The sequence below is a fragment of the Streptomyces sp. So13.3 genome (assembly GCF_005860785.2).
In the GTDB taxonomy this organism is placed as follows: domain Bacteria; phylum Actinomycetota; class Actinomycetes; order Streptomycetales; family Streptomycetaceae; genus Actinacidiphila; species Actinacidiphila fildesensis.
The window spans coordinates 2,345,373-2,369,575 of sequence record NZ_CP048835.1; the positions used below are offsets into that span (position 1 = coordinate 2,345,373).

The window sequence follows — 24,203 nt, forward strand, 5'->3', positions numbered from 1 at the left end:
CTAGTCGTCCGCGCGGTCCGGCGGCAAGGGATGTCCGCTCCACGCCGGGTGCCGGGGATCGTCGGCGTGCACCAGGACGTCCGCGGCCTCCGCCGGACGGACCTCGTCGGCGTACCGGCCGAAGGCGGGCAGCGTCCAGCGGTCCTCGTCCGGGGTGCGCCGGGCCAGGGCCGCCGGGGAGAGCCGCAGATGGACCGTCAGGTCCAGGCCGAGCCCCTGGCCGAGCAGGAGTTGACCGTCCAGCAGCAGGACGCCGCCGGGCGGCAGTTCGACGTAGCCGGCCCGGGTCGCGCGGTCGGTGGCCGCGTCCCACAGCGAGGGCAGCACCCGGCCGCTGCCGCCGGGCGCCAGCGGGTCGAGGACCTCGCGGCGCAGCGCGCCGGTGTCCAGCCACAGGTCGTAGTACGCGTCGGCGTCCTCGCGGCCGTACTCGAAGCGCAGCGAGGCCGGCCGCCAGAAGTCCGCGGCGCGCACCCGCAGGACGCGGTGACCGCGGGCGGGCAGTTCACCGGCGAGCGCGTCCGCCAGGGCGGCGGGCCCGGCGGCCGGGGCGCCGTCGACGGCCACCCGCAGCCACGGCCTGGCGGCCGTCGGAGTGAGGCCGGCCACCCGGTCGGCGAGGGTCCCGGCCAGCCGGGGCCAGGTGATCGGAGTCAGCCGCATGGGCGGCATCGTCGCATACGCGGTGCCACGTCCTGGCCCTGGATCGGCGGGGCCACTCGGCCGTCCGGGCGACATGGCTGCGCCATCGGCGTGACGGCGGACATGACCCGCGGCGGGCCCGGCAATGATCGCGCCGAGATCGCTCCGGCGGGCTTCCGGAACGACCATCCGGGGGAAATTTCCTACAAATCACCCATTTACCACTTTCCAGTACCCATTACTTTTTGTGAGCCTGGAAGAACTCATGGTGACCGTCCCCATCACCCAGGAGAAAGCCCAATGATCCTGTCTATCTCAGGCGTCGTTCTGCTCGGCGTCATCGCGTTCCTGTTCTTCCGCAAGGACGGACTGAAGGTCTCCCACCTTCTCGTCTGCGCCCTCTTCGGCTTCTACCTCGCGGGCACCGGCATCGCCCCGAGCATCAAGGCCGGCGGAGCCAGCCTTGCGAGCCTGCTGGGCGGGATCAGGATCTAGCGGGGCCGTCTACGACGGCAGCCCCAGGGCCCGGGGCCGCATGCCGGCGCTCCGGGCCCCACCTCGTCACCCACGACCCGCCACCCTCCCGCGAACCCACCCACTGGAGCATCCGTGGCCAGGCGCCCCCTCCCCAGCATCCTGAGCAGCAGGCCGTCGTTCGCGACCATCGTGAGCAGCAGGCCGTCGCTCGCGCGCAGCCGCGAACTCGCGCGGACCGCCGCCGACAGTGCCACCGACGTGCTCCATCCGCTGATCACCATCACCCGGGGCATGCGCATGCAGGCCGGCTGGGCGCGCAGCTGGTGGGCCCGCACCCCCAAGGACCGGCGCGGCCCCGCGCTGCTGCTCGGCGCCGCCGCGATCGTCGTCGTCGCACTGATGCCGTACGGCCCGCTGCTGGCACTGGGCGCGCTGCTGGCCTGCGCCGGCTGGATGGGCCGCGACCGCACCGCCCCGGCGCCGACCGGACCCAGCGAGGCCGAGTCCGGGAAGCTCCAGGCGCTGTACGAGGCGCTGGTGCCGTATCTGTCCGACCCCGACGACCCGGCACCGCTGTACGCGCGCGACGGCAGCTGGGACAGCGCCTTCACCGAGTACACCTTCGAGGAGGGCCGGCTGGCCCGGCTGCATCTGCGCTACCCGGCGTACTTCACCGACGGCGAGGCCACGGCGCGGTCCCGCGTCGAGCAGCTGCTGCACGCCAAGGCGGGGCGCGGCCGGGAGTACCGCTTCGACTGGAACGAGGAGGAGAACCACCTCACCCTCACCGCGCTGGGGCCGCTGTCCACCGGCATCACCGCCCAGCGCTTCGTCACCGCGCCCGGCGAGACCGTCCTCGGCTTCACCGACTCCGAAGCCGTCCAGCGCACCGTCCCGGTCGCCGACGGGGACGAGGTCCGCGACGCCCCGGCCGTCGTCTGGCGGACCGGGCCGCGCGCCACCGAGCCGCATCTGCTGGCGCTGGGCCGGCCGGGCACCGGCACGACCAGCCTGCTGCGGTCGATCGCCCTGCAGGCGCTGTGCCACGGCGATGTCGTGGTCATCGACGGCAGCGGCAGCGGTGAATACGCCTGCCTCGTCGGACGTCCCGGCGTGCTGGCCGTCGAGAGCGGCCTGGCCGGGACCTGCGCCACTCTCGAATGGGCGGCGCACGAGACCGAACGACGGCTGATCGCCGTCAACCGGGCCCGCCAGGCAGGGCATCCGGCGCCGGAGGACACCCGCCGCCCGCTGTGGATCCTCGTCGACCGGCCCACCGCGCTCACCCAGCTCGCCCACGCCGAGGGCCGCCCCGACCCGCAGCTGCTGCTGGACGTCCCGCTGCGGCACGGGCGCACCGCCAACGTGGCGGTGGCCGTCGCCGACCAGATCGACGCCGCCGAGGTACTGACCCCGGCCGTCGTCACCCACACCCGCGCCCGCGTCCTGCTCGGCGCGCTCGACCCCGAGCACGCGCGGGCCGTCCTCGGCGCCCCGCAGTGCACCACCTCGGCGGCCGAGGTCCCGGCCGGCCGCGGCTACACCCGGCTCGGCACCGGCCCGGTGCTGCGGCTGCAGGTCCCGGCCACCCCCGACCCGTACGACGAGGAGACCGGCGAGGCCGACCGGGAGGCCGTCCTCGCCCTGCTCCCCCAGGCCGACGTCCCCGCCGACGCCCTGGAACACGAACCGGAGCACGAACCGGAGCGGGAGCCCGACCGGGAATCGCTGCCGCAGCCGCTGATCCGCCGGACGGCCGACCTGGAGCGCTGACGCTCCGCGCGGTCAGGCCACGAAGAGGCCGGCGCCCTCGGCGTCGGAGCCGCCGCCGGAGCGGACGATGTGGGCGGCGGCGGCCAGCCGGGAGACGGCCTCCTTGGCGGTGGCGCCGCCGACCGTGAACGGCAGCCGCACATAGGACTCGAAGGCCCCGTCGACCCCGAACCGGGGCCCGGACGGGACGCGGACGCCGAGGCGTTCGCCGGCCACCGCGAGCCGGGAACCCGACACGTCACCGGTCCGCACCCACATCGTCATACCGCCGGCCGGCACGGTGAACTCCCAGTCCGGGGTCTGCTCGCGCAGCGCCGCCACCAGGTCGTCACGGTGTCCGGCGGCCCGGGCGCGGCGGGTGGCGACGGCCTGGTCCCAGCCGCCGCCGCGCAGCAGCCAGGCCACGGCGAGCTGGTCGACGACGGGGGATCCGAGGTCCAGATAGGCGCGGGCGGAGACCAGCCGGCGGACGACGTCGGGCGCCGCCCGGACCCAGCCGATCCGCAGCCCAGCCCAGATCGCCTTGCTCGCGGAGCCGACGGTGATCACCGTGCCACCGCGGTCGAAGGCGGCCATCGGCCGCGGCACGGTCGTGTCCGCGTCCAGCACCAGCTCCGCCATCGTCTCGTCCGCGACCACCACGGTCCCGGAGGCACGGGCCGTCTCGACCAGGGCGCGGCGCTGCTCGTCACCGACCAGGGTGCCGGTCGGGTTGTGGAAGTCGGGCATGACGTAGGCCATCCGCGGCGCCGCGTCGCGCAGCACCCGCTGCCAGGCGTCGATGTCCCAGCCGCCGAGGTTGTCGCGCATGGCCACCGGCACCAGCCGGGCGCCGGTCTCGCGGAACAGCTCCAGCACGTTGGCGTAGCTCGGGGACTCCACCGCGACCCGTTCACCGAGCCCGACGAGCCGCCGGGCCGCCGCCGCGATGGCGCCCATGGCGCCGGTGGTGACCATGATCTGTTCGGGCATGGTGGGCACCCCGCGGGCGGTGTAGCGGTCGGCGATCGCCTCGCGCAGCACCGGAAGTCCGGCCGGGAAGTCGCCGTGGGTGGCCGCGTAGGCCGGGAGTTCGGCCAGGGCGCCCTCCATCGCACGGGTCAGCCACGGCTCGGGGGCGGGCAGCGCCGCGCAGCCGAGGTCGATGACGGTGCCCGCGGAGTCCGGCGGGAGCGGGTCGAGGATCCGGCTCGGCAGCGCGTGCCCCTCCGGTATGGCGGTCCAGCTGCCGGCGCCCCGCCGGGAGCGGGCGAACCCCTCGGCGCGCAGCGCCTCGTACGCGGCGGCGACGGTGGTGCGGCTGACGCCCAGCGCGAGGGCGAGCTCCCGCTCGGCGGGCAGCCGGGCGGCGACCGGTACCCGGCCTTCGAGCACCAGCAGCCGTACGCCGTCGGCGAGTCCGCGGTAGGCCGGTACGCGACGGCCGCCGCCACCGGGAGCCGGCCGGGGTTCGAGCAGCCGGGCGAGCGGAGCCGCTCCTACCGATGCAGTCCACTGCGACATGGAATTCAGTCCACCTTTCGCGGATTGGCTGTGGCGGTCACCCACATCCATGCCACAGAGTGCCACGTATCTTGCCACCTTCACCAGGGGGTCACCGTGCACACCGGTCGCCGCATCGTCCATCTCTATGCCGGTCTGGTGCTGTACGGCGCCAGTGACGGCCTCCTGGTCGGCGCCGGTCTCGGTCTGGACCCGTGGGACGTCTTCCACCAGGGGATCTCCGGTCATTCCGGGCTGAGCATCGGCATGGTGTCGATCGTCGTGGGCGCGGCGGTGCTGCTGCTGTGGTGGCCGCTGCGGCAGCGGCCCGGCCTCGGCACCGTGTCCAACGTCTTCATCGTAGGTCTGGCCATGGACGGCACGCTGCGGCTGCTGCCGGAGGTCCACGCGCTGGGCGTCCGGATCCCGCTGCTGGTGGCGGCGATCGTGCTCAACGGAGTGGCGACCGGCCTCTACATAACGGCACGCTTCGGACCCGGCCCGCGCGACGGGCTGATGACGGGACTGCACCGCAGGACGGGCCGGTCGATCCGGCTGGTCCGCACCGGGATCGAACTGACGGTGCTCGCCGTCGGCTTCCTGCTGGGCGGCAGCGTCGGGGTGGGCACCGTGCTGTACGCGGTGGCGATCGGACCGCTCGCCCAGTACTTCCTGCGGTTCTTCGAGATCCCGCAGCCGGCCGCTCAGCCGACCGCTCAGCCGGTCACCCCGCCGGATCCGGACCTGGAACCGGACCGGGAACCGGACCTGCGGCCGGAACGCTCGCCGGCCGTCGCGGCCTGCGGGGACCGCCCGGTGGCCGGGGCCGCCGCGGACCCGGCCATACTGCCGTAGGTGAGCGCACCTCCCCCTCCCCCGGCCCACCCGTATCTGGACCATCCGGCACCCCTCGCCTTCGCCCATCGCGGAGGTGCGGCGGACGGCCTGGAGAACACCCTGACCGCCTTCCGCCGTGCCGTCGACCTCGGCTACCGCTATCTGGAGACCGACGTCCACCTGACGTCGGACGGCGTTCTCGTCGCCTTCCACGACGCGACCCTGGACCGTGTCACCGACGCGCGCGGCGCCATCGCCGCCCTACCGTGGAGCGAGGTCTCCCGGGCCCGGGTCGCGGGCCGTGAGCCGGTCTCCACGTTCGCGGAGCTGCTGGCGGCCTTTCCCGAGGCCCGGTGGAACGTGGACGTGAAGGCGGAGGCCGCCGCCGGACCGCTGCTCGACGCGATCCGTACGGCGGACGCGTGGGACCGGGTGTGCGCCGGATCGTTCTCCGAGGCCCGGGTGGCCCGGCTGCGGGCGCTCGCCGGACCCCGGCTGGCCACTTCGCTGGGCACCCGGGGGGTGGCGGGCCTGCGGCTGCGCTCGTACGGCGGCCGGCCGCTGGAGCGGCTGCCCGCGCGGCTGCTGGACGCGGCGGTACGGCAGGGCGCGGTCTGCGTCCAGGTGCCGGAGCGCGTCGCGGGCGTTCCGGTGGCGGACCGCAGGTTCATCGACGCCGCCCACCGGCGGGGTCTGCAGGTCCATGTCTGGACGGTCAACGACCCCCGCCGGATGACCGCGCTCCTCGACCTCGGAGTGGATGGCATCATGACCGATCACATCGAGGCACTGCGCACGGTGTTGTCCGAGCGGGGGACCTGGTGGACACGGCGGTAACGGAGACGGCGGTCGCGGAGCGCGCACTGGAGCGGCGCCGCGAGCAGCACGGCTGGTATTTCTACGACTGGGCCAACTCGGTCTTCTCCACGAGTGTGATCACGGTCTTCCTCGGCCCCTATCTCACGGAGGTCGCGAAGGCCGCCGCCGACGCCGACGGGTATGTGCACCCGCTGGGCATCCCGGTGCGGGCGGGCGCGTACTTCGCGTACACGATCTCCGCCTCGGTGCTGCTGTCGGTGCTGGTGATGCCGCTGGCGGGCGCGGTCGCGGACCGTACCGGCCGCAAGAAGCCGCTGATGGGCGCGTTCGCCTATCTGGGGGCGGCGGCGACCGCCGGGATGTTCTTCCTGTCCGGCGACCGCTATCTGCTCGGCGGCGCGCTGCTGATCGTGGCGAACGTCTCGTACGCGGCGTCCGTGGTGCTCTACAACGCCTTCCTGTCGCAGATCGCGGAGCCGCACGAGCGGGACGCCGTGTCGTCGAGGGGTTGGGCCTTCGGGTACGCGGCGGGCGCGCTGATGCTGGTGGCGAACCTGGGGCTGTTCCTGGGCCATGACGCCTTCGGCGTCTCCAAGGGCACGGCGGTGCGCATCTGCCTCGCCTCAGCGGGGCTGTGGTGGGCGGTGTTCACGGTGGTGCCGCTGCGCCGGCTGCGGGACCGCCCGTCGCCACGCTCCGCCGCCGGCCCGTCCGCCGGCGACGCCGGGCCGGGCGCGCTCGGCCAGGGCTGGCGGCAGCTGGCGGCCACCGCCCGGGACATGCGCCGCTATCCGCTGACGCTCGCCTTCCTGCTGGCGTACCTCGTCTACAACGACGGCATCCAGACGGTGATCTCGCAGGCGTCGGTGTACGGCTCGGAGGAGCTGGGCCTGGAACAGGGGACGCTGATCACCGCCATCCTGCTGGTCCAGGTGCTGGCCGTGGTCGGCGCGCTGGTACTGAGCCGGCTGGCCGCCCGCTACGGGGCCCAGCGCACCGTGCTCGGCTCACTGGCCGCCTGGACCGTCACCATCGGCGCCGGATATTTCCTCCCGGCGGGTGAACCTGTGTGGTTCTTCGCGCTCGCTGCGGCCATCGGGATGGTCCTCGGCGGCAGCCAGGCGCTGTCCCGATCGCTCTTTTCCCACCTGGTGCCGCGGGGCAAGGAGGCCGAGTACTTCTCCGTGTACGAGGTCAGCGACCGGGGAACGAGCTGGCTCGGACCTCTGCTTTTCGGGCTGACGTACCAGCTGACCGGCAGCTATCGCGACGCGATCATCTCGCTGGTGGTCTTCTTCGCGGTGGGGTTCGTGCTGCTGGCCCGGGTGCCGGTGCGCGCGGCGGTGGAGGCCGCGGGAAATCGCGTCCCGGACACAATTTAGGTATTGGGGGTCGCGGGCCGGTAGTGTACGCGGTTGTCCCGCCGGGTTGACCGTTACTGCGCGCCAAAGATAGCTAAGCGCCGGGTGACATCTGGTAACAGATGTGACAAAACGGTCAATGGTGGGTACAAACAGGGGCGGCACGACGGTAGGAAAAAGCGCGGCGCGCAGCGCCCTCCTAGAAAGGGTGGCGGTGGGCGACGGGCGGGCGCATGTCCCTCAACGGGAATCTTCACCGCCGACCGGACGTTGACCGGATGACGACGACAGCGACACCTGTCCTGTGGGCGACAAAGCCCGGGAGGCACGATTCATGAGTGAGCGAGCTCTCCGCGGTACGCGACTCGGGGCCACTAGCTACGAGACCGACCGTGGTATCGATCTGGCACCTCGCCAGACCGTTGAGTACGCATGCCGGAACGGACATCGCTTTGAGATGCCGTTCTCGGTTGAGGCCGAGATTCCGTCGGAGTGGGAGTGCCGTGCATGCGGCACCATCGCACTTCTGGTGGACGGAGAGGGCCCGGAGAAGAAGGAAACCAAGCCCGCGCGCACGCACTGGGACATGCTCATGGAGCGGCGCACGCTCGAGGAACTCGAGGAGGTGCTGGCCGAGAGGCTGGCCGTCCTGAGGTCCGGAGCGATGAACATCGCGGTGCATCCGCGCGACAACCGCAAGAGCGCCTGACCAACAGGCATCGGGCCCGTGGTGACACACGGGCCCGCCCAACACTTCTGCCCCGTGGCGGAGCGCCGATCAGCGCTCTGTCCCGGGGTTTTTGCGGTCCGGGTCCACGACCTCGCCCTGGATGACCTCGCCGGGGATGACCTTGCCGTCGGGACGGTGGATCCGGATCTGCTCGTTGGCCACCCGCGCCTGCTGGAACAGATCACCGATCGAACCGGAGTCGTAGCTCTTGCGGCGCCCGAGGGCGCGGTCCGCCGCCTTGCGCAGCAGTGCCCGGGTCGGCGGGAAGAGGCACAGCAGCCCGGCCGCGTCGGACACGAAGCCCGGGATCATCAGCAGCAGACCACCGAGCATGCCGAGCGCCGCACCGGTCGCCTCGCTCCCGGACGGGGCGATGCCCGGAGCGCCGGGGGCTCCCGGGGCACCGGGCTGCATGGAGACGGTCAGGCTGCGCCAGGCGCTGCGCCCGGCCCGCTTCACCACGAGCGCGCCGAGCACGAACCCCGCCACGAGCAGCAGCAGAACGGTGAGGCCGCTGGTGGCCGAGGCCACCACCGTCAGCAGCCAGATCTCCAGGACCGCCCAGGCCGCCACCACGAGCGGCGCGAAGGTGCGGACGCGCGAGCGCCGGGGACGGACGGGGGGCGGGGTGCTGGTAGTCATACGGTCAATTGTGCCTGGGCCCGGATAAAGCCACGATCATCGGCGGACATCGCCGATCACGCCCGCCCGGATCGCACCCCGCCGGACCGCCCTCAGCGGGACGTACGGCCGAAGACCCGGCTCGCCCGTGAGCCCACGCCCCAGGCGGTGACCCGCCACAGCGCCTCGACCACGATGTTGCGGCTCATCTTGCTGTCGCCGCGCTCGCGCTCCACGAAGGTGATGGGGACCTCGACGACGTGGAAGCCGGCCTTGACCGTGCGCCAGGCCAGGTCGACCTGGAAGCAGTAGCCGGCCGAGGCCACCTCGTCCATGCCCAGGCCGGTCAGGGTCTCCTTGCGGAAGGCCCGGTAGCCGCCGGTGACGTCACGGATCGGCACGTCCAGCAGGATCCGCGAGTACGTGCTGCCGCCGCGGGAGAGGAACTCACGGGACTTGGGCCAGTTGACGACCCGGCCGCCGGGGATCCACCGGGAGCCGAGGACCAGGTCCGCGCCCTTGAGGGCGGTGAGCAGCCGGGGCAGCTCCTCGGGCTGGTGCGAGCCGTCGGCGTCCATCTCGACCAGGACGCCGTATCCCTGGTCGATGCCCCAGCGGAAGCCGGCCAGGTAGGCGGCACCGAGGCCTTCCTTGCCCTGCCGGTGCAGCACGTGGACGTGATCGTCACCGGAAGCCAGTTCGTCGGCGAGCTTGCCGGTGCCGTCGGGGCTGTTGTCGTCGGCGACCAGGATGTGCGCCTCGGGTACCGAGGACCGGACCCGGGCCACGATCGGCTTGATGTTCTCGGCTTCGTTGTAGGTCGGGATGATGACCAGAACCGTGCCGAGCGGACCGAAGTCCCTCCCCTGGGCTCCGCCATGGGGAACCCCACCGCCCTCGTTCACTGCTGCCCCTTCGCTTTTGTGGCTTCGCGCCTGCCGAGCGCGATGGCGACAGCGCAGGACAGAATCCCCACCATAGCGAGAGTCCACTCGGGAACCGTACTGACGCGGTCGGCCACCGTGAGCTCGTCGCGCAGCGGGATCCGGGCACTCAGGACATCCTGGGTGAATTCCTTCGTGCGCTGCTCAATGGTGCCGTCGGGGGCCACCACGGCGCTGATGCCGCTGGTCGCGGCGGTGACGATGGCGCGGCCGTGTTCGACGGCCCGCAGCCGCGACATGGCGAGCTGCTGCTCGGGCTGTCCGGTGCGGCCGTACGTCGCGTTGTTGGTCTGGACGATGATCGCGCGCGCCCCGGCCTTCACGGTGTCGTGCACGATCTCGTCGTAGGCGACCTCGAAGCAGATGACGTCGCCGAGCGTGGCGGGGCCGATCTTGAGGACGCCGGTGTTCCTGCCCGGGTAGAAGTCCCGCGGGATCTGGTCGAGCCGGTGGATGACCTTGGTGAGCTCGGTGCGGAAGGGCACGTACTCGCCGAACGGCACCGGGTGCTGCTTGGTGTACGAGGCGCCGGGCCCGGAGACCGGGTCCCAGACGATGCCCTCGTTCTGCACATGCCGGGCGTCCGGGCCGTCGACCAGCGCGCCGACCAGGACCGGGACGCCCACGGCCCGCACCGCGCCGGTGATCCTGTCGTACGCCTGCGGGTTGCTGAACGGGTCGAGGTCGGAGGAGTTCTCCGGCCAGATCACCAGATCCGGCTTGGGCGTGCGCTTCTCCTTGATGTCCCTGGCCAGCTTGAGGGTGGCCGCGACATGGTTGTCCAGGATCTGCATCGGCCGGCCGAGGAAGTGCATCCCGGGCTGCTGGACGTTGCCCTGCACGATGGCCACCTTGACGAAGTCGGTGGCGTCCGTGGGCACCGGTACCGCGTAGCCGGCGGCGAGGAGGGCGGCCGCGAGCACGGCGGTCCCGGCGGCGGGCAGCAGCGTCCGGGCGGTGCGCGCGGTCCCGGCGGTGCGCAGCCGCAGGGCGGCGAGCACGGCCGCGGCCAGCAGCGTGCCGGTCAGCGCGACGGCGAAGGTGACCAGCGGGGCCCCGCCGAGGGCGGCCAGCGGGGTGTAGGGCGAGCCGGTGTTGGCGAAGGCCAGGCGTCCCCAGGGGAAGCCGCCGAAGGGCAGCCGGTCCCGGGCCAGTTCCTCGGCCACCCACAGGCAGCCGCCCCACAGCGGCCAGCCCGGCAGCCGGGAGGTGATCGCCAGGCCGGCTCCGAGCGCGGCGATGAAGAGCGCCTCCAGCACGGACAGCCCGAAGACCGCGTCGTAGCCGACGACCCGCAGCCACAGCAGCAGCCACAGGAAGAAGGGCAGCGCGAAGGCGAAGCCGAGCCAGGCGCCCTGCCGGGCGGTCCTGCCACGGGTGAGGACGGACAGCCCGGCGACCGCGGCGATCGACAGCGGCCACAGGTCGTAGGGCGGGAACGCGGCGGCGAGCGCCAGTCCGCAGAGCGCGGCGGCGGCGCTGCGGGGGGCCGCGCGGCGGGCGGCCAGCGCGGCACGGCGGCGCCGGCCGGGACGTACGGGCACGGGCTGGGCCGCGTCCGGATCGGCGGCCGGGTCCACGACCGCGTCCTTGGCTGGATCCGCGGCCGGTTCTGCGGCTGGATCCACGGCCGGGGCGGTGTCGGGTCGCGGGCGCACGTCGCGGCCTTCCTGCAGCAGGTGGTGAGCTGGTGCATTGAATCCTCCCCCAGCTCAAGCAGGGGGATTCCTGGCTCACGATGCCTGCGGGTCAGCGATCCGACAGGTCTTCCACGATCAACACCAGCCGGGTTGAGACCAGCCCGGTTTGGTACGGCAAAGCTTGGAGGTGCTTGTGCTGTCTTGGTTCTCGATCAGCACGGTGTGCGCGCTTGATTCTCGCGACGCACGACCGGAAGCTTACCCGGTCATCTGGGCGGCGATCCGCCGGCGGGCGCGCAGGCCGCCGCGGGGGCCGGGCTCGAGGCGGGGCCGTGCGGGAGCGCCCGCTACGGAACGGGCCCGGAACGCCCTTCGGGCCGACCTGGGACCCGCTGGCTGCGAGTCGGCGCCAAGGCCGTTGTCTACTGGGCGTCCGGGCCCTTCCCGGGTCACACCTGCCGTCCGGCGGCACTCGCCGTGAAGCGAGCCGCTTTCCGTGCCGCTGACGCTGGACCTGGCTGCCAGTGGCGGCGTGCACGTGCGGCGCGACACCCCATGGCCCAGCGGCGGTCGACGGATTCGCGGAGGGTCCCCGGTCCGACGTCCTGTGGTGGACTCGGCCGAACCTACTCGCCCTCGACCGTTGGCTGTCAACAGCCACTTGACCTGCGATGATCCTTCAAATCAGCAGGTCAGTGCGGGGCCCGGTGAGTCGGCGCGACAGGCCGAGGGCACACCGTTCGGCCGCATGTGGCCGCCGTGGGTCACTCGTTCGGCCGTGTGTGGACCGTGCGGCCGGACACGACGGTACGCAGCGCGACCGGAAGGGCACGGTCCGGCGCCACGTCCGGCAGGCCCGGAGTGCCGGAACGCGGGTCGGTGGACCAGTTGGCGACCCGTTCGTCCGGGGCCTGCACCACCAGTTCGCCGCCGCGCCAGAGCACGTAGTCGGCGGGCGCGCCCGGCATCAGGACACCGGTGTCGTCCCGGCCGACCGCGCGCCAGCCGCCCCGGGTGTGGGCGTTGAAGGCGGCGCGGGCCGAGATACGGTGCCCGGGGGTGCGGTGGAACGCGGCGGCGCGTACGGCGCCCCACGGGTCGAGCGGGGTGACGGGGCTGTCGGAGCCGAGGACCAGCGGCACACCGGCCCGCACCATCGCGGCGTAGGAGTTGAGCGTCCCGGCCCGTTCGGCGCCGAGCCGCTCCGCGTACATGCCCTCCTCGCCGCCCCAGGCCGCGTCGAAGGCCGGCTGCACCGAGGCGATCAGACCGAGTTCGGCGAAGCCGGCGATGGTGTCCGGCGTCATCATCTCGGCGTGCTCGACCCGGTGCCGCAGCGCCCGGATCCGGTCGGTGCCGACGCGTTCGGCGGCGGCCCGTACCCCGGCCACGACGGAGGAGACGGCGGCGTCCCCGATGGCGTGGAAACCCGCCTGGACACCGGCCTCGGTGCAGGCGGCGACATGGGCGGCGATGGTGTCGGTGTCGATGAAGGGGGTACCGCTGTGCGGGGCGTCGGCGTAGGGCGCGTGCAGACAGGCCGTGCGGGAGCCGAGGGAGCCGTCGACGAACAGGTCGCCGCCCGCGCCGACGGCGCCCAGGTCCCGGATCCGGTCGAGCCCCGAGGCGTCCTTCACGGCCTCCGCCCAGTACCCGAAGACCCGGGGCCCGGATTCCGCCGCGGCGAGCGCCAGCAGGCCGGTGAGGTCGTCCTCGGAGGAGATGTCGGGGCCGGCGCACTCGTGCACCGCGCTGATGCCCAGCGAGGCGGCGTGGCGCAGTGCCGCGCGCTGCGCCGCGAGCCGCTGGGCGGGGGTGACGGCGGCGTGCGCGGCACGGCGCACCGCGTGGTGCGCGTCGCTGGTGAGCGGGCCCTCCGGGTGGTACCCCGGCAGGTCGCGCACGCCGGGGACCAGGTCGAGCAGCGCGGTGGTGACAACGGCGGAGTGCACATCGACCCGGGTCAGGTAGAGCGGCCGGCCGCCGACCGCCTCGTCCAGCTCCTGGCGGGACGGCGTCCGCCGCTCGGGCCAGCGCGACTCGTCCCAGCCGTGGCCGAGCAGCACCCGGTCGCCGGGGCGGTCGCGGGAGAACGCGGCGGTGCGGGCGAGCGCGTCGGCGAGGGAGCCGGCGGCGGTGAGGTCGAGGCCGGTGAGCGCCAGCCCGGTCGCGGTGGTGTGGACGTGCGCGTCGGTGAACGCGGGGGTGACGAGCGCGCCGTCGAGGTGGACCACTTCGTCGACGCCGTCCACGAAGGAGTCGGCGGCGCCCTCGGATCCCACCCAGGCGACGGTGCCGCCCTCCACGACCATGGCCGTGGCGAAGGGGTCGGCGGGGCTGTAGACGGTTCCGCCGCGCAGCAGCACGGTGGTGGAAGGGGTGCGCTCGTTCATGAGGGACAGTCTCTCCCCTGCCCGGAGCGCTCAGATGCGCGGGGGCCTGGCCTCGTACGGAGTGGACAGCACGACGGTGGTGCGGGTGGAGACCCCGGCCAGGGTGCGGATCCGGGCGAGCAGGTGCTCCAGCTCGCCGGGGGTCGCGACGCGGACCTTGAGGATGTAGTTCTCCTCCCCCGCGACGCTGTGGCAGGCCTCGATCTCCGGTACCTCGGCGAGGCGCTCCGCGATGTCGTCCGGCGCGCTCGGGTCGAACGGTTTGATCGAGATGAACGCCGTCAGGGAGAGTCCGACCGCTTCGGCGTCGACGATCGCGGCGTAGCCGCGGATCACCCCGCGCTGCTCCAGACGGCGCACCCGCTGGTGCACCGCCGAGGTGGACAGGCCGGTGGCCTTGCCCAGGTCGGTGTAGCTCATCCGCCCATCGGCGACGAGAAGTTCCACGATCTGTTGATCCAGCTCCTCCACGGCGGTCAACTTACTGCCCCGGAGGGCCTCCGGCACAGCGGGCAGGGGGCACGCCGGGGCGGGAGGGCGTTCTCCCGGCGCGCGCACGCCCGGAACGGCGCCGGATGTGACGAAGGCCACACCGGATGCACCCCATGGTGGCGGCCGCCACGGTTATCGGGCGCGCCGGGCGGGAAGTGCTCGCTATGGCCGTGGCCGTCGTGCCCGGCGGGCCCGTCGAACGGGCGTTCATCCAAGGGGGATCCCACTATGCGCACCCATGTGCGGCCCAGCCGCAGCGAACGTACGCAGCCCGTACTCGAGGAGGACGACGAACGCGCCGCCCAGGCGCTCGAAGCCGCCGCCCTGGACGCCGAGGAGGCGTTCGACGACGAGGTCTACGACATCCTGCGGGTGCACTGCCCGGACTGCGCGCGGCCGATCGCGCTGTTCGAGGGCGAGGAGGTGCTGCCGGAGCACGCGCTGTGCCCCACGCCGTGGAATCCGTTCGGCCTCACCGTCTGTGCCGGTTCCGGGCGCGCGTTGCGGGACGCGCAGCAGGTGGACGGCATGGAGTACACCGGTGAGGAGCTCGCCACCCTGCTGACGCTGCCGGCCGGACTCGACTGGCGCACCCAGCCGTTCTCTCACGCGTACGGCCCCGAGTCCCGTCCGGTACGGGTGCCGCGCCAGCGCGCGGCCTGAACCCGGCGGCGACCGCCTGCGATACGGTGCCGCGTCCCCGGGGGGCGCGGCACCGGCGCGGCGTTACGGCTCGCCCTCCGGACCAGGGCTCGCTCTGCGGACTACGGCTTGCTCTCCGGTCCTGCGAGGTGCCGGGCGATGACCATGCGCTGGATCTGGTTGGTGCCCTCGACGATCTGCAGCACCTTGGCCTCGCGCATGTAGCGCTCGACGGGGAAGTCCACCGTGTAGCCGTAGCCGCCGAGGAGTTGGACGGCGTCGGTGGTCACCTGCATCGCGGCGTCCGTGCAGAAGAGCTTGGCCATCGCCGCCTGCCGCGAGAAGTCCCGGCCGGCGTCGCGCAGCCGCGCCGCGGCGAGGTAGAGCGCCCGGCCGGCCTCGATCTTGGTGGCCATGTCGGCGAGCATGAAGCGCAGCCCCTGGAAGTCCACGAGCGGACGGCCGAACTGCTTGCGGGCCAGCGTGTAGGCCAGCGCCTCGTCGAGGGCGCCCTGGGCGACCCCGACGGCACAGGCCGCGATGCCGAGCCGGCCCGAGTCGAGCGCGGACAGCGCGATGGAGAAGCCCTGGCCCTCCTCGCCGACCCGCCGGCTGTCCGGGACGGTCACGCCGTCGAAGTGGACCTGGGCGGTGGGCGAGCCCTTCATGCCCATCTTCCGCTCGGGCTGGGCGGCGGTCAGGCCCGGTGAGTCCGCGGGCACCAGGAACGCGGTGATGCCGCGCGGGCCCTCGGCGCCGCTGCGGGCGAGCACGGTGTAGAAGTCGGCGACGCCGCCGTGGGTGATCCACGCCTTGGTGCCGTCGATGGTCCAGTCGCCGTCCTTGAGGACCGCGCGGGTGTTCAGGGACGCGGCGTCGGAGCCCGCTGCGGGCTCGGAGAGGCAGTACGCGCCGAGGAGCGCGCCGCCGAGCATGGCGGGCAGGTGCTCGGCCCGCTGCTCCTTGGTGCCGAAGTGCGCCACCGCGTGGCAGGCGAGGGTGTGGACACTCACTCCGAGGCCGACGGTGAGCCGGGCGGCCGCCAGCTCCTCCAGGACCTGCAGGTACACCTCGTAGGGCTGTCCCCCGCCGCCGTACTCCTCCGGATACGGGAGGCCGAGCAGCCCCGCCTCGCCGATGAGGGCGAACGTGTCCCGCGGGAAGTGCCCGGTGTCCTCCTCCTCGGCGGCCCGGGGCAGGATCTCCCGCTGGGCCAGCTCGCGGGTGAGGGCGAGCAGGTCTCGGGCCTCCTCGGTGGGCAAGTGGCGGTCTACCGGCTGCGGGCCGTTGTGAGGCATGGCGGCACGCTCCTCCCTGTCAGGCGCGGCGGCGACCGCCCAGGGTGTGGCGGTGCCGTACGTCTTGCGATGCCCAAATGCCGATCGTCTCCCGCCGGGTCTCGGCGCGGCTTGATCAGCGGCTGTGGCGCGATGGAGTATGCCCGATCGGGCGCTCCGCGTCACGGGGCGAGGCCCGGTACCGGTACAGATCAGGGGTCTTCCGGGGGCGGCGGCCCGACGGCGGGCGCACCCGGGCGTACGCCGCGCCGCGGTGGACGACGGGCGCGGCGGCGTATGCGTCCGTCATCCGTACGGGCTGTCTCCGGCGGCGGCCGGGACTGAGCGGTCCCAGGGGCCGCCCCGGGAGCCGTCCGAGGAGCCCCGCCGGGCGGCTGTGAGGCCCCGTCAGGTGCCCGTCAGCCGCAGCATGGCCCACAGGGCCGTCGTGGCGCCCACCAGCGTCAGGGGCACCGTCAGCAGGCCGAGGCGGGTGAAGACGCCCAGCTCGGGGTCCTTGCCGTGGTCGCTGAGGATCCGGCGCCACAGCAGGGTGGCCAGCGAGCCGGCGTAGGTGAGGTTCGGGCCGAGGTTCACACCGATCAGGACGGCGAGCACCGGGCCGGGTCCGGCCGTCGCGACGAGCGGCAGCAGGGCCAGCACCGCCGGCAAATTGTTGATCAGGTTGGCCAGCACGGCGGCGAGCGCCGCCACCGCCAGCAGTTCTGGCAGTCCCGCGCCGTCCGGCAGCACCCGGTCCGCCGCATCGGCCAGGCCGTTGTCGACCACGGCCTTGACGACGACGCCCAGTGCCAGCACGAACAGGCAGAACAGCGGGTTCGCCGCGCTCGCCAGGCCGCGTACGGTCGTCCGCCCGCGGCGCAGCGCCCGCACCCCCAGCACCAGCGCGCCGGCCAGCGCCGCCCAGGCGGGGTTCACCCCGGCCAGGGAGGTGACGACGAAGCCCGCGAGGGTCAGGGCGACGACAACAAGGGTGAACACCGGGAGCGCGGGCCGTGGCACCGGTTCACCGGCGCTTGCCGGGGCGGCCAGGTCGGCGGCGAAGAACCGGCGGAAGACCAGGTACTCCAGGCCGATCGCCACCAGCCACGGCAGCGCCATCACCGCCGCGAAGCGGGTGAAGGAGAGCCCGGCCGCGGCGAAGGCCAGCAGATTGGTCAGGTTGGAGACCGGCAGCAGCAGCGACGCCGAGTTCGCCAGATGGGCGCACGCGTAGACATGGGGCCGGGACCGGGTGCCCGCGCGGGCGGCGGTCACGATGACCACCGGGGTCAGCAGCACCACCGTCGCGTCCAGGCTGAGCACGGCAGTGATCAGCGAGGCCACCACGAACACCCCGGCCAGCAGCCGGCCCGGCTCGCCCCGGCAGACGCGGGCCATCGCGTCCCCGGCCGCGGTGAACAGCCCCGCGTCGGCGCAGAGTTCCGCGAGCACCAGCACGGCGGCGAGGAAACCGACGACCGGCAGCAGTTCCCTGGTCTGGTCCCAGGCGTCCTGCCACGGCACCGCGCCGGTCGCGGTCACCAGCACCGCGGCCGGCACCGCCGCGGCCGCCTCCGGCCAGCCGCGCGGGCGGGCCACCGCGAACCCGAGGACCAGCAGGAGCAGGACGACGGACAGGATCTCGGCGGCGGTGCTGCTCAGGGTCGGTCTCCACGGGGCTTACGGCGGTCATATGGCGAAGCCGCAGGTAGCGGGCGCACACATGGCGGGGTCAGGAGCCAGCATGCACCACGCCGCCGACAGGTCCTGATGCCAGGACCGGTGAGTCCTCCGTGACGTTCTCGCGGGCCGCCGTCAGGCGCTCATCGCGTCGCACAGCGTCAGGGTGTGGAGATGGTCCGGCGGCCCCGGCCGGGCGTAGTACCAGCCCTGGGCGGTGTCGCAGCCGAGCAGTCCCAGATGCTCCGCCTGGGTGCGGGTCTCCACCCCTTCGACGGTCACGGTGAGGCCGAGGGTGTGCGCGAGGGAGACGATCCCCTCGACGATCTTGAGGTCGACGGGGTCGGCGGGGTGCTGCCGGATGCCCCGGGTGAAGGCCCGGTCGAGCTTGAGGTTGCTGATCGGCAGCCAGCGCAGGGACGACAGGTTGGAGTAGCCGGTGCCGAAGTCGTCGAGCGCTATGTCGACACCCAGGTCGACCAGCCGGCGCAGCGGCTTGAGGGCGTCCTCGTCGGCGCCGATCAGGGCGCTCTCGGTGACCTCCAGGCAGAGGGCGGTGGGGTCCAGCCCGGTCTCCTCCAGGACGGCGGCGACCTCGTCGACGAGCCCCGGATGGTACAGCTGGCACGGGGACAGGTTCACGTTGACGCGGACCGGGAGGCCGTCGGCGCTCCGGCGCTGCCATTCGCGCGCCTGCCGGGCGGACTCCTGCAGCACCCAGCGGCCGAGCGGGACGATCTGCCCGGTGCTCTCCGCCAGCGGTATGAACTGGTCGGGCCCGAGCACGCCGTGCAGCGGGTGGCACCATCTGACCAGCGCCTCCGCACCCTGGACGCTGCCGTCGGCCAGCCGGATGAGGGGCTGGTACTCGATGAAGAACTCGCCGCGCTCCAGGGCGGTCGGCAGCCGGTTCGTCAGACCGTGCCGGGTGATCGCGCGGGCGTCGGAGTCCGGGTCGGCGACCTCGTAGCGGTTGCCGCCGGCGGCCTTGGCCCGGTACATCGTGATGTCGGCGCTGCGCAGCACGTCCGCCGCGCCGCGGGTGCCGGTGGGGCCCTCGACGATGCCGATGCTGCCGTGGACGGGCAGTTCACGGCCGTCGAGACGGACCGTGGTGGACAGCGCGGCCAGGATCCGGTCGGCCAGATCGGTGACCTCACCCTGGGTGGCGGGATCGACGATCAGGGCGGCGAACTCGTCGCCGCCGATGCGGGCGACCAGCTGGTCCGGGGCGGTCACGCACGCCTGCAGCCGCTCGGCGACCGCGACCAGCAGCCGGTCCCCCACCGCGTGGCCGAGGCTGTCGTTGACCGCCTTGAAGCCGTCGAGGTCGAGGTAGCACAGGCCGAGGCGTTCGGTGCCGGTCCCGGGCGACAGGGCCTGTTCCAGCCGTTCGAAGAACAGCGCCCGGTTCGGCAGCCCGGTGAGGGTGTCGTGGGTCGCCTCGTGGCGCAGCCGCTCGGTCAGCAGCCGGGCCTCGGTGATGTCCTCCATGAGCGCCAACTGGTACTGCGGGACGCCCGAGGAGTCCCTGAGCAGCGACACGGACAGGTTGGTCCACAGCGCGGTGCCGTCGGGGCGGTAGTACGGCTTGGTGATGCGGTAGTCGTCGCGCTCGCCGCGGACCAGCTCCCCATACAGCCCCCAGACGTCGGCGCCGTCGTCCGGGTGCACGAAGTCGCTGACGTTCCGGTTGCGGACGTGGTGCTCGCCGCCGAACATCTGGGTCAGCGCGCCGTTGAGCTCCAGGATCCGGCCGTCGAGGTCGGCGATCCCGATGCCGACCGCGGCGCCCTCGAAGACCGCGCGGAAGCGGGCCTCGCTGGCCTGGAGCGCGGTCTCCGCCTCCGCCCGGGCGGAGATCGCCGCCCGGGAGATGGCCTCCTGCTCGTAGCGGGTGCGTTCGACCAGCGCGCGGGCGAACCCGGCCGCGATGGCGTGCTGCAGCCGGGCGCAGCGGGACCGGCTCTCGTCGGCCGGCAGGTCCTCCGGCGGGCAGTAGAGCACCAGGTACGCGTCGACCACCCGCAGGATGCTGGGCAGCACCTCGGGGTCGGTGCAGTGCGCGGCGACCAGCGCGGATCCGACCTCGAAGGCCGGGCGCGGGTCGAACGGAGTGGCCCGCAGCGCCTCGTCGAGACCGCGGGCCAGCGGGAGCAGGTACTCCTCGAACTCGGCGCGCGTCATCGAGGTCGCGGTGGCCGGGTAGATCGCACGGCTCCAGATGGTGGCGAACCGCCGCAGGCCGTCGGCCCGTGCGTCCAGCGCGGTGTCCCCGGTGGCGTCCTGCCCGGTGCCTCCGGCCAGGTGCAGGCCGGAGTCCCCGGTCCCCGCCGGCTGTGAGGTCACGCCTTGAGCCCCACGCCGGCGAAGCCGACGAAGGCCGCGGGGTCCTCTTCGTGACCGGCCGGGGTGTCCGGATGCCAGTCGGGCATCGGGACCAGACCGGGTTCGATGAGCTCGAAGCCCTCGAAGAACGCGGCCACTTCGGCCCGCGTGCGCATGATCAGCGGGGAGCTGGCCTTGCGGTAGACGCCCTGGACGCCGCCGCCCTGCTCGGGCGAGATGGGGCCGCCCTCGGTCGAGGCGTGGGTCAGGACCAGCAGGCTGCCGGGGGCGAGCGCGTCGCGCAGCTCGGCCACCGCGGCGGCCGGGTCGTCCTCGTCGGCCAGGAAGTGGAGGACGGCGACGAGCAGCAGCGCCACCGGCCGGTCGAAGTCGAGGAGCTCGGTGGCCTCGGGGCTGGTCAGGATGTCCTTGGGCGTGCGCAGGTCGGCGGCGGCGATCCGGGCGGTCGGATTGCCCTCGAGCACCGCCCGGCTGTGCGCCACGGCCACCGGGTCGCTGTCGACGTAGAGCACCCGGGCGCCGGGGCTGGCGGCCTGGGCGACCTCGTGCACATTGCCGAAGGTCGGTATGCCGGAGCCGATGTCCAGGAACTGGGTGATGCCCTGGTCGACGGCGTAGCGGACCGCGCGGCGCATGAACGCGCGGTTCGCCTGCATGATCTTGGGGAGCCCGGGGAAGATCTCCATGGCCTGGCGGGCGGCCTCGCGGTCCACCTCGAAGTTGTGCGAACCGCCGAGGTAGTAGTCGTAGATACGCGACACACTCGGCACCGAGAGGTCAATACCCTGGGGTGCCCAGGCGGGACGCTCCATCACGGTCTCCAGCTCATCAGATGATCTTGGACTGACCAAGATACCGGCCTGCACTCGACCCGAGGCTATCGATCACCCGGGCGAAGCGGAATATCATCCGGAAATGGTCCGTCCGTTTTCGGCGAGAACTCCCGGCATATGCACCTGCCAAAACGCGCCGCTGCGGATTCGCGCACATGTGCGGGGCCCACCGGCCGTCGGCCGGTGGGCCCCGCACATCACGCCGTCCCGGCAGCGTATGCCGTGACCGGGCTTCAGTGGAATGTCAGCAGGCGCCTTCGTCCACCCAGACACCCCATTCGCCGGTGGTGCCGGGCTCCTCGTTCTGGGTCCACCACTTGGCCTTCCACTTGTGGCCGTTGTGGGAGACCTCATTGGTGTTCACGTATATCGCGGTACTGCTCCACGCCGCTACCGTGCACTGGCCCGGCGGGTTCGTCGGAGGCGTGGTGGGGGGCGTCGTCGGAGGGTTCGTGGGCGGGGTCGCGCCGGCGAACTTCACCGAGAACTTGGCGAATTCCCAGGGCGTCTGCGCAACGCTGCTGCAGACTCCGGAAGTGGTGCCGTTTTCCGGCGGGGTGCACTGACGGTCACGGTTGAGTGACCAGAAGGTGAACCGCCCCATTCCGTGGCTGGTGGCGTAGTCCAGCACCGTCTGGAAATCGGCCTGGCGGAAGTACTCGCCGGTGTCGCTGCGGCCGTTCATTCCGGAGAAGCCCTCGTGGGCGTAGGCGGTGGCGGCGTTCCAGCCGAACGTCGTCTGCAGGATCGAGTTGAAGTTGGTGAGTGCGCTGGTCTGCGCCGCCGCCCCGTTGAAGCCGCCGTCGAACGGCATGATCGAGAAATTGTTGGGCGTGAAGCCCTGGGCCTTGGCCTCGTTCAGCATCTGCTTGCCGAACCAGCCGGTGCCGTCGGCGGTTCCGGCCGTGGTCACCGAGACGTAGAGGCCGGGGTTGTTCTGCTGGAGGATCTTCGCGGCGCCGATCTCGTGGGAGATCGCGGTGGCATTCTCGTACTCCGGTTCCTCGAGGTCGAAGTCGATCGCCTTCAGCTGGTACTTGGTGATGACCTGCTGGTACGCGGCGGCGGTCGCCGCCGAGGTGGAGCAGGCCTGGCCGAGCTTGGTGCCGCCGTAGCCGCCGATGGAGACGGAGACGTCACCGCCCTTGGCACGGATCCCGCTGATCACCGAGGCCACCGCGGTGTCGGAGGAGACAGCCGCGGTTCCGTCCCAGGTCGGGCTGCAGCCGCCGCCGTTGGGGGCGAGGATGAACGCGAGCTGGAACGCCTTGAGTCCGGTGGCGTCCATGATCGCGCCCGCGTCGGGGGGATTGTTGTCCCGGGGCATCAGATACGGCGCCGCCGCGTACCAGTTGTTGCCCAGGGCGGCCGCCGCGGTCTCGGCGCCGGACGCCTGGCCCGTGCCGAGCGTGGCGGCGGCGGCTAGGCCGGCCGCCGCGAGGGTGGCTGCCGCCACCCCGGAACAGAGTGCTTTGAGGCGCTTCACGTCGTACCTCCTGTGGGGGGAAACGCAGCCAGAATCCAGCTGTGACGCGAACTCGTCAAGGCTTTGGACTAGACCTAGGACTAAACCACTAAAGGCCTGCGACCTGGCGTGCCATCAGATTCCGAAGAGGATCGAGGCGTTGTCGTGGCACACGGCGCGCAGCCAGGCGTCTCCGAGGCCGAGTCGTTCGAGCGACTCCAGGCCATGGGCGTAGGAGTACGGGATGTTCGGGAAGTCGCTCCCCCACAGGATCCGGTCGCCGAGGTCCGCGAGCCGCCGGTACTCCGCCCTGGGCAGCGGGGCGGACTCCTCGGAGAAGTCGGTGAACGCCATCGTCGTGTCCAGCAGGACCCCGGGGTGGCGTTCCGCCAGGTCCAGGAAGGCGGTGTAGTCGGGCATCCCCATGTGCGCGACGACCAGCCGCAGCCGGGGATGCCGCTCCAGCACCCGGGCCATCGGCCCGGGTCCGGTGAACTTGCCGGGCACAGGGCCGGACCCGCAGTGCGTCACCACCGGGATCCCCGCCTCGGCCAGCAGCCCCCAGACCGGCTCCAGCCAGGCGTCGTTGGGGTCGTAGGCCCCCACCTGGACATGCGACTTGAAGACCCGGGCGCCGCCCTCGACGGCCGCGCGCACATAGTCCGCGGCGCCCTCCTCCGGGAAGAAGGTGGCGGTGCTCAGGCAGTCCGGCGTCCGGGCGGCGAAGTCCGCCGCCCAGCTGTTCAGCCAGCCGGCCATCCCCGGCTTGTGCGGGTAGACCATGGACGTGAACGCCCGGACGCCGAACCCGCGCAGTACCGCGAGCCGTTCGTCCTCCTGGTGGCGGTAGGTGATGGGCCAGCGGCGGCCGACGAGCGGCCCGGCGGCGTCGAAGTACGCCCACACCTTGTCCAGCACGCGTTCCGGCATGAAGTGCGTGTGCACATCGATCAGCCCCGGCAGCCCCAGTCCGCGCCAGAACGCGGTCACCCGTGCGTCGTCCGCGCCTGTCTCCATCATGCGGGGGCCCTCCGCCCGTTCCGTACGGTCCTGGTCCGTCCGGTCCCAGGGTCCGTCGGGGACATGATCGCAGAGGGCCCCGAGGGGGTGGCGGCCCGCCCGGGGACGCCACCGGCCCGCCGCGCCACCTCGTTCAGGCGGGTGTCAGGCGGGCGTTCCGCCTTCGGCCGCCGACTTCAGGGCGTCGAGCCAGTCGACGAGCGAGGCCGTGAGCCCGGCCCGCATCCCGTCGGGATCGGCCCGGACGGGTTCGCCGTCCCAGGACTCCCGGGTCCGCACCACGACGCCGCCGGCGCCCGGCTCGAACGTCCAGACGTGGATGCCGATGATGCCGTGGGCCGGGCCGCCCCAGGCGATGCGGCCCATCGGGGTGATCTCACCGATGGTGGAGGTGATCGTGAGACCGGCGGTCTGCCACTCGAAGATCCCTCCCACCTCCAGTTCGGTGGTCAGGCGGGCGCTGGTGATACCGGGGTTCCAGCGCGGCCAGGAGCCGATGTCGGTGTGCAGCCGCCAGATCGTCTCCAGCGGGGCGTCGATGGTGACGCTGAGGTCGGCGATGGCCGGAGCCGCGTGATCGATGTCCATGATGTCCTTCACTTCTTCTCGTGGGCAGGTGACAGCGGCCGGAAGTCCTTACCAGGACCTCCAGGCGTTATGGTCAATCGCTTTCGTTACACACTATAACAGTTGCTAAGATGGGTCACGCAACCCAGGGGAGGA

Annotated in this window: 21 protein-coding genes and 1 pseudogene; 7 read left to right on the forward strand and 15 right to left on the reverse strand. The window is 72.5% G+C overall.

Features of this window, described 5'->3' with window-relative positions:
* The gene (locus tag C8250_RS10620) at nt 1-663 is read right to left on the reverse strand and encodes a uridine kinase (RefSeq protein WP_138353056.1); all 663 of its coding nucleotides are present in this window, start codon (nt 661-663) and stop codon (nt 1-3) included.
* A gap of 279 nt (nt 664-942) precedes the next feature.
* Between C8250_RS10620 and C8250_RS10625 the strand changes: the two genes are divergently transcribed.
* Nucleotides 943-1,137: a hypothetical protein gene (locus C8250_RS10625; protein WP_138353055.1), complete on the forward strand. Its 195-nt coding sequence runs from the start codon at nt 943-945 to the stop codon at nt 1,135-1,137.
* A gap of 141 nt (nt 1,138-1,278) precedes the next feature.
* Nucleotides 1,279-2,892 carry a hypothetical protein gene (locus tag C8250_RS10630; protein WP_232485071.1) on the forward strand — a complete coding sequence of 538 codons (1,614 nt, stop codon included), beginning with the start codon at nt 1,279-1,281 and terminating at the stop codon, nt 2,890-2,892.
* Between the two features lie 12 nt (nt 2,893-2,904).
* On the opposite strand, the gene C8250_RS10635 is transcribed toward C8250_RS10630, so the two are convergent.
* On the reverse strand, nt 2,905-4,395 hold the full coding sequence (locus C8250_RS10635) for a PLP-dependent aminotransferase family protein (protein WP_138353054.1): 1,491 nt from the start codon (nt 4,393-4,395) through the stop codon (nt 2,905-2,907).
* A gap of 96 nt (nt 4,396-4,491) precedes the next feature.
* Between C8250_RS10635 and C8250_RS10640 the strand changes: the two genes are divergently transcribed.
* The 4 genes and pseudogenes from C8250_RS10640 to C8250_RS10655 all read left to right on the forward strand — a co-directional run bounded on the left by C8250_RS10640 (nt 4,492) and on the right by C8250_RS10655 (nt 8,100).
* The gene (locus C8250_RS10640; protein ID WP_244809083.1) at nt 4,492-5,229 is read left to right on the forward strand and encodes a hypothetical protein; all 738 of its coding nucleotides are present in this window, start codon (nt 4,492-4,494) and stop codon (nt 5,227-5,229) included.
* Nucleotides 5,230-6,033, forward strand: a pseudogene (locus tag C8250_RS10645) (glycerophosphodiester phosphodiesterase); the annotation flags it as partial.
* On the forward strand, nt 5,919-7,412 hold the full coding sequence (locus tag C8250_RS10650; protein ID WP_346268799.1) for an MFS transporter: 1,494 nt from the start codon (nt 5,919-5,921) through the stop codon (nt 7,410-7,412). The pseudogene C8250_RS10645 and the gene C8250_RS10650, both read left to right, overlap by 115 nt.
* A gap of 313 nt (nt 7,413-7,725) precedes the next feature.
* Nucleotides 7,726-8,100, forward strand: coding sequence for an RNA polymerase-binding protein RbpA (locus C8250_RS10655; RefSeq protein WP_138353051.1), 375 nt, complete (start codon nt 7,726-7,728; stop codon nt 8,098-8,100).
* A gap of 69 nt (nt 8,101-8,169) precedes the next feature.
* Here C8250_RS10655 and fxsA read toward each other — a convergent pair whose 3' ends face one another.
* The 5 genes from fxsA to C8250_RS10680 all read right to left on the reverse strand — a co-directional run bounded on the left by fxsA (nt 8,170) and on the right by C8250_RS10680 (nt 14,190).
* Nucleotides 8,170-8,763, reverse strand: coding sequence for an FxsA family membrane protein (gene fxsA / locus C8250_RS10660; protein WP_138353050.1), 594 nt, complete (start codon nt 8,761-8,763; stop codon nt 8,170-8,172).
* Nucleotides 8,764-8,855: 92 nt separating this feature from the next.
* Nucleotides 8,856-9,647, reverse strand: a complete 792-nt coding sequence (locus C8250_RS10665) for a polyprenol monophosphomannose synthase (RefSeq protein ID WP_138353049.1) — start codon at nt 9,645-9,647, stop codon at nt 8,856-8,858.
* The gene (gene lnt / locus C8250_RS10670) at nt 9,644-11,266 is read right to left on the reverse strand and encodes an apolipoprotein N-acyltransferase (protein WP_244809809.1); all 1,623 of its coding nucleotides are present in this window, start codon (nt 11,264-11,266) and stop codon (nt 9,644-9,646) included. The genes C8250_RS10665 and lnt overlap by 4 nt, the downstream gene beginning before the upstream one ends.
* Before the next feature lie 824 nt (nt 11,267-12,090).
* Nucleotides 12,091-13,719 (reverse strand): amidohydrolase, encoded by a 1,629-nt coding sequence (locus C8250_RS10675; protein WP_138353047.1) that lies wholly within the window; start codon nt 13,717-13,719, stop codon nt 12,091-12,093.
* 30 nt (nt 13,720-13,749) lie between these two features.
* Entirely contained in the window at nt 13,750-14,190 is a 441-nt protein-coding gene (locus tag C8250_RS10680; protein ID WP_138353046.1) for an Lrp/AsnC family transcriptional regulator, read from the reverse strand.
* Nucleotides 14,191-14,439: 249 nt separating this feature from the next.
* Between C8250_RS10680 and C8250_RS10685 the strand changes: the two genes are divergently transcribed.
* Nucleotides 14,440-14,874, forward strand: a complete 435-nt coding sequence (locus C8250_RS10685; protein WP_138353045.1) for a hypothetical protein — start codon at nt 14,440-14,442, stop codon at nt 14,872-14,874.
* Nucleotides 14,875-14,975: 101 nt separating this feature from the next.
* Here the strand turns inward: C8250_RS10685 and C8250_RS10690 are convergent, their stop codons facing one another.
* The 8 genes from C8250_RS10690 to C8250_RS10725 form a co-directional block, all read right to left on the reverse strand.
* Nucleotides 14,976-16,151: an acyl-CoA dehydrogenase family protein gene (locus tag C8250_RS10690; RefSeq protein ID WP_138353044.1), complete on the reverse strand. Its 1,176-nt coding sequence runs from the start codon at nt 16,149-16,151 to the stop codon at nt 14,976-14,978.
* A 115-nt stretch (nt 16,152-16,266) separates the two neighbouring features.
* Nucleotides 16,267-16,440, reverse strand: a complete 174-nt coding sequence (locus C8250_RS10695; protein WP_164299360.1) for a hypothetical protein — start codon at nt 16,438-16,440, stop codon at nt 16,267-16,269.
* Between the two features lie 98 nt (nt 16,441-16,538).
* Entirely contained in the window at nt 16,539-17,795 is a 1,257-nt protein-coding gene (locus C8250_RS10700; RefSeq protein ID WP_138353043.1) for an SLC13 family permease, read from the reverse strand.
* Nucleotides 17,796-17,948: 153 nt separating this feature from the next.
* The gene (locus C8250_RS10705) at nt 17,949-20,120 is read right to left on the reverse strand and encodes an EAL domain-containing protein (RefSeq protein ID WP_269287806.1); all 2,172 of its coding nucleotides are present in this window, start codon (nt 20,118-20,120) and stop codon (nt 17,949-17,951) included.
* Nucleotides 20,121-20,158: 38 nt separating this feature from the next.
* Nucleotides 20,159-20,974: an SAM-dependent methyltransferase gene (locus C8250_RS10710; RefSeq protein ID WP_138353042.1), complete on the reverse strand. Its 816-nt coding sequence runs from the start codon at nt 20,972-20,974 to the stop codon at nt 20,159-20,161.
* A gap of 265 nt (nt 20,975-21,239) precedes the next feature.
* Nucleotides 21,240-22,481 (reverse strand): carbohydrate-binding protein, encoded by a 1,242-nt coding sequence (locus C8250_RS10715; RefSeq protein WP_244809084.1) that lies wholly within the window; start codon nt 22,479-22,481, stop codon nt 21,240-21,242.
* A gap of 114 nt (nt 22,482-22,595) precedes the next feature.
* Complete coding sequence (locus C8250_RS10720) at nt 22,596-23,480, reverse strand: amidohydrolase family protein (RefSeq protein ID WP_138353041.1); 885 nt, start codon at nt 23,478-23,480, stop codon at nt 22,596-22,598.
* Between the two features lie 144 nt (nt 23,481-23,624).
* Entirely contained in the window at nt 23,625-24,068 is a 444-nt protein-coding gene (locus tag C8250_RS10725; protein ID WP_138353040.1) for an SRPBCC family protein, read from the reverse strand.
* Nucleotides 24,069-24,203: the final 135 nt, after the last annotated feature.

Excerpts from the sequence above, each read along its gene's own strand:
- C8250_RS10620 (WP_138353056.1), bottom strand. The coding sequence starts at position 663 with ATGCGGCTGACTCCGATCACCTGGCCCCGGCTGGCCGGGACCCTCGCC.
- C8250_RS10625 (WP_138353055.1), top strand. The coding sequence starts at position 943 with ATGATCCTGTCTATCTCAGGCGTCGTTCTGCTCGGCGTCATCGCGTTC.
- C8250_RS10635 (WP_138353054.1), bottom strand. The coding sequence starts at position 4,395 with ATGTCGCAGTGGACTGCATCGGTAGGAGCGGCTCCGCTCGCCCGGCTG.
- C8250_RS10655 (WP_138353051.1), top strand. The coding sequence starts at position 7,726 with ATGAGTGAGCGAGCTCTCCGCGGTACGCGACTCGGGGCCACTAGCTAC.
- fxsA (WP_138353050.1), bottom strand. The coding sequence starts at position 8,763 with ATGACTACCAGCACCCCGCCCCCCGTCCGTCCCCGGCGCTCGCGCGTC.
- C8250_RS10675 (WP_138353047.1), bottom strand. The coding sequence starts at position 13,719 with ATGAACGAGCGCACCCCTTCCACCACCGTGCTGCTGCGCGGCGGAACC.
- C8250_RS10685 (WP_138353045.1), top strand. The coding sequence starts at position 14,440 with ATGCGCACCCATGTGCGGCCCAGCCGCAGCGAACGTACGCAGCCCGTA.
- C8250_RS10690 (WP_138353044.1), bottom strand. The coding sequence starts at position 16,151 with ATGCCTCACAACGGCCCGCAGCCGGTAGACCGCCACTTGCCCACCGAG.
- C8250_RS10695 (WP_164299360.1), bottom strand. The coding sequence starts at position 16,440 with ATGACGGACGCATACGCCGCCGCGCCCGTCGTCCACCGCGGCGCGGCG.
- C8250_RS10710 (WP_138353042.1), bottom strand. The coding sequence starts at position 20,974 with ATGGAGCGTCCCGCCTGGGCACCCCAGGGTATTGACCTCTCGGTGCCG.
- C8250_RS10720 (WP_138353041.1), bottom strand. The coding sequence starts at position 23,480 with ATGATGGAGACAGGCGCGGACGACGCACGGGTGACCGCGTTCTGGCGC.
- C8250_RS10725 (WP_138353040.1), bottom strand. The coding sequence starts at position 24,068 with ATGGACATCGATCACGCGGCTCCGGCCATCGCCGACCTCAGCGTCACC.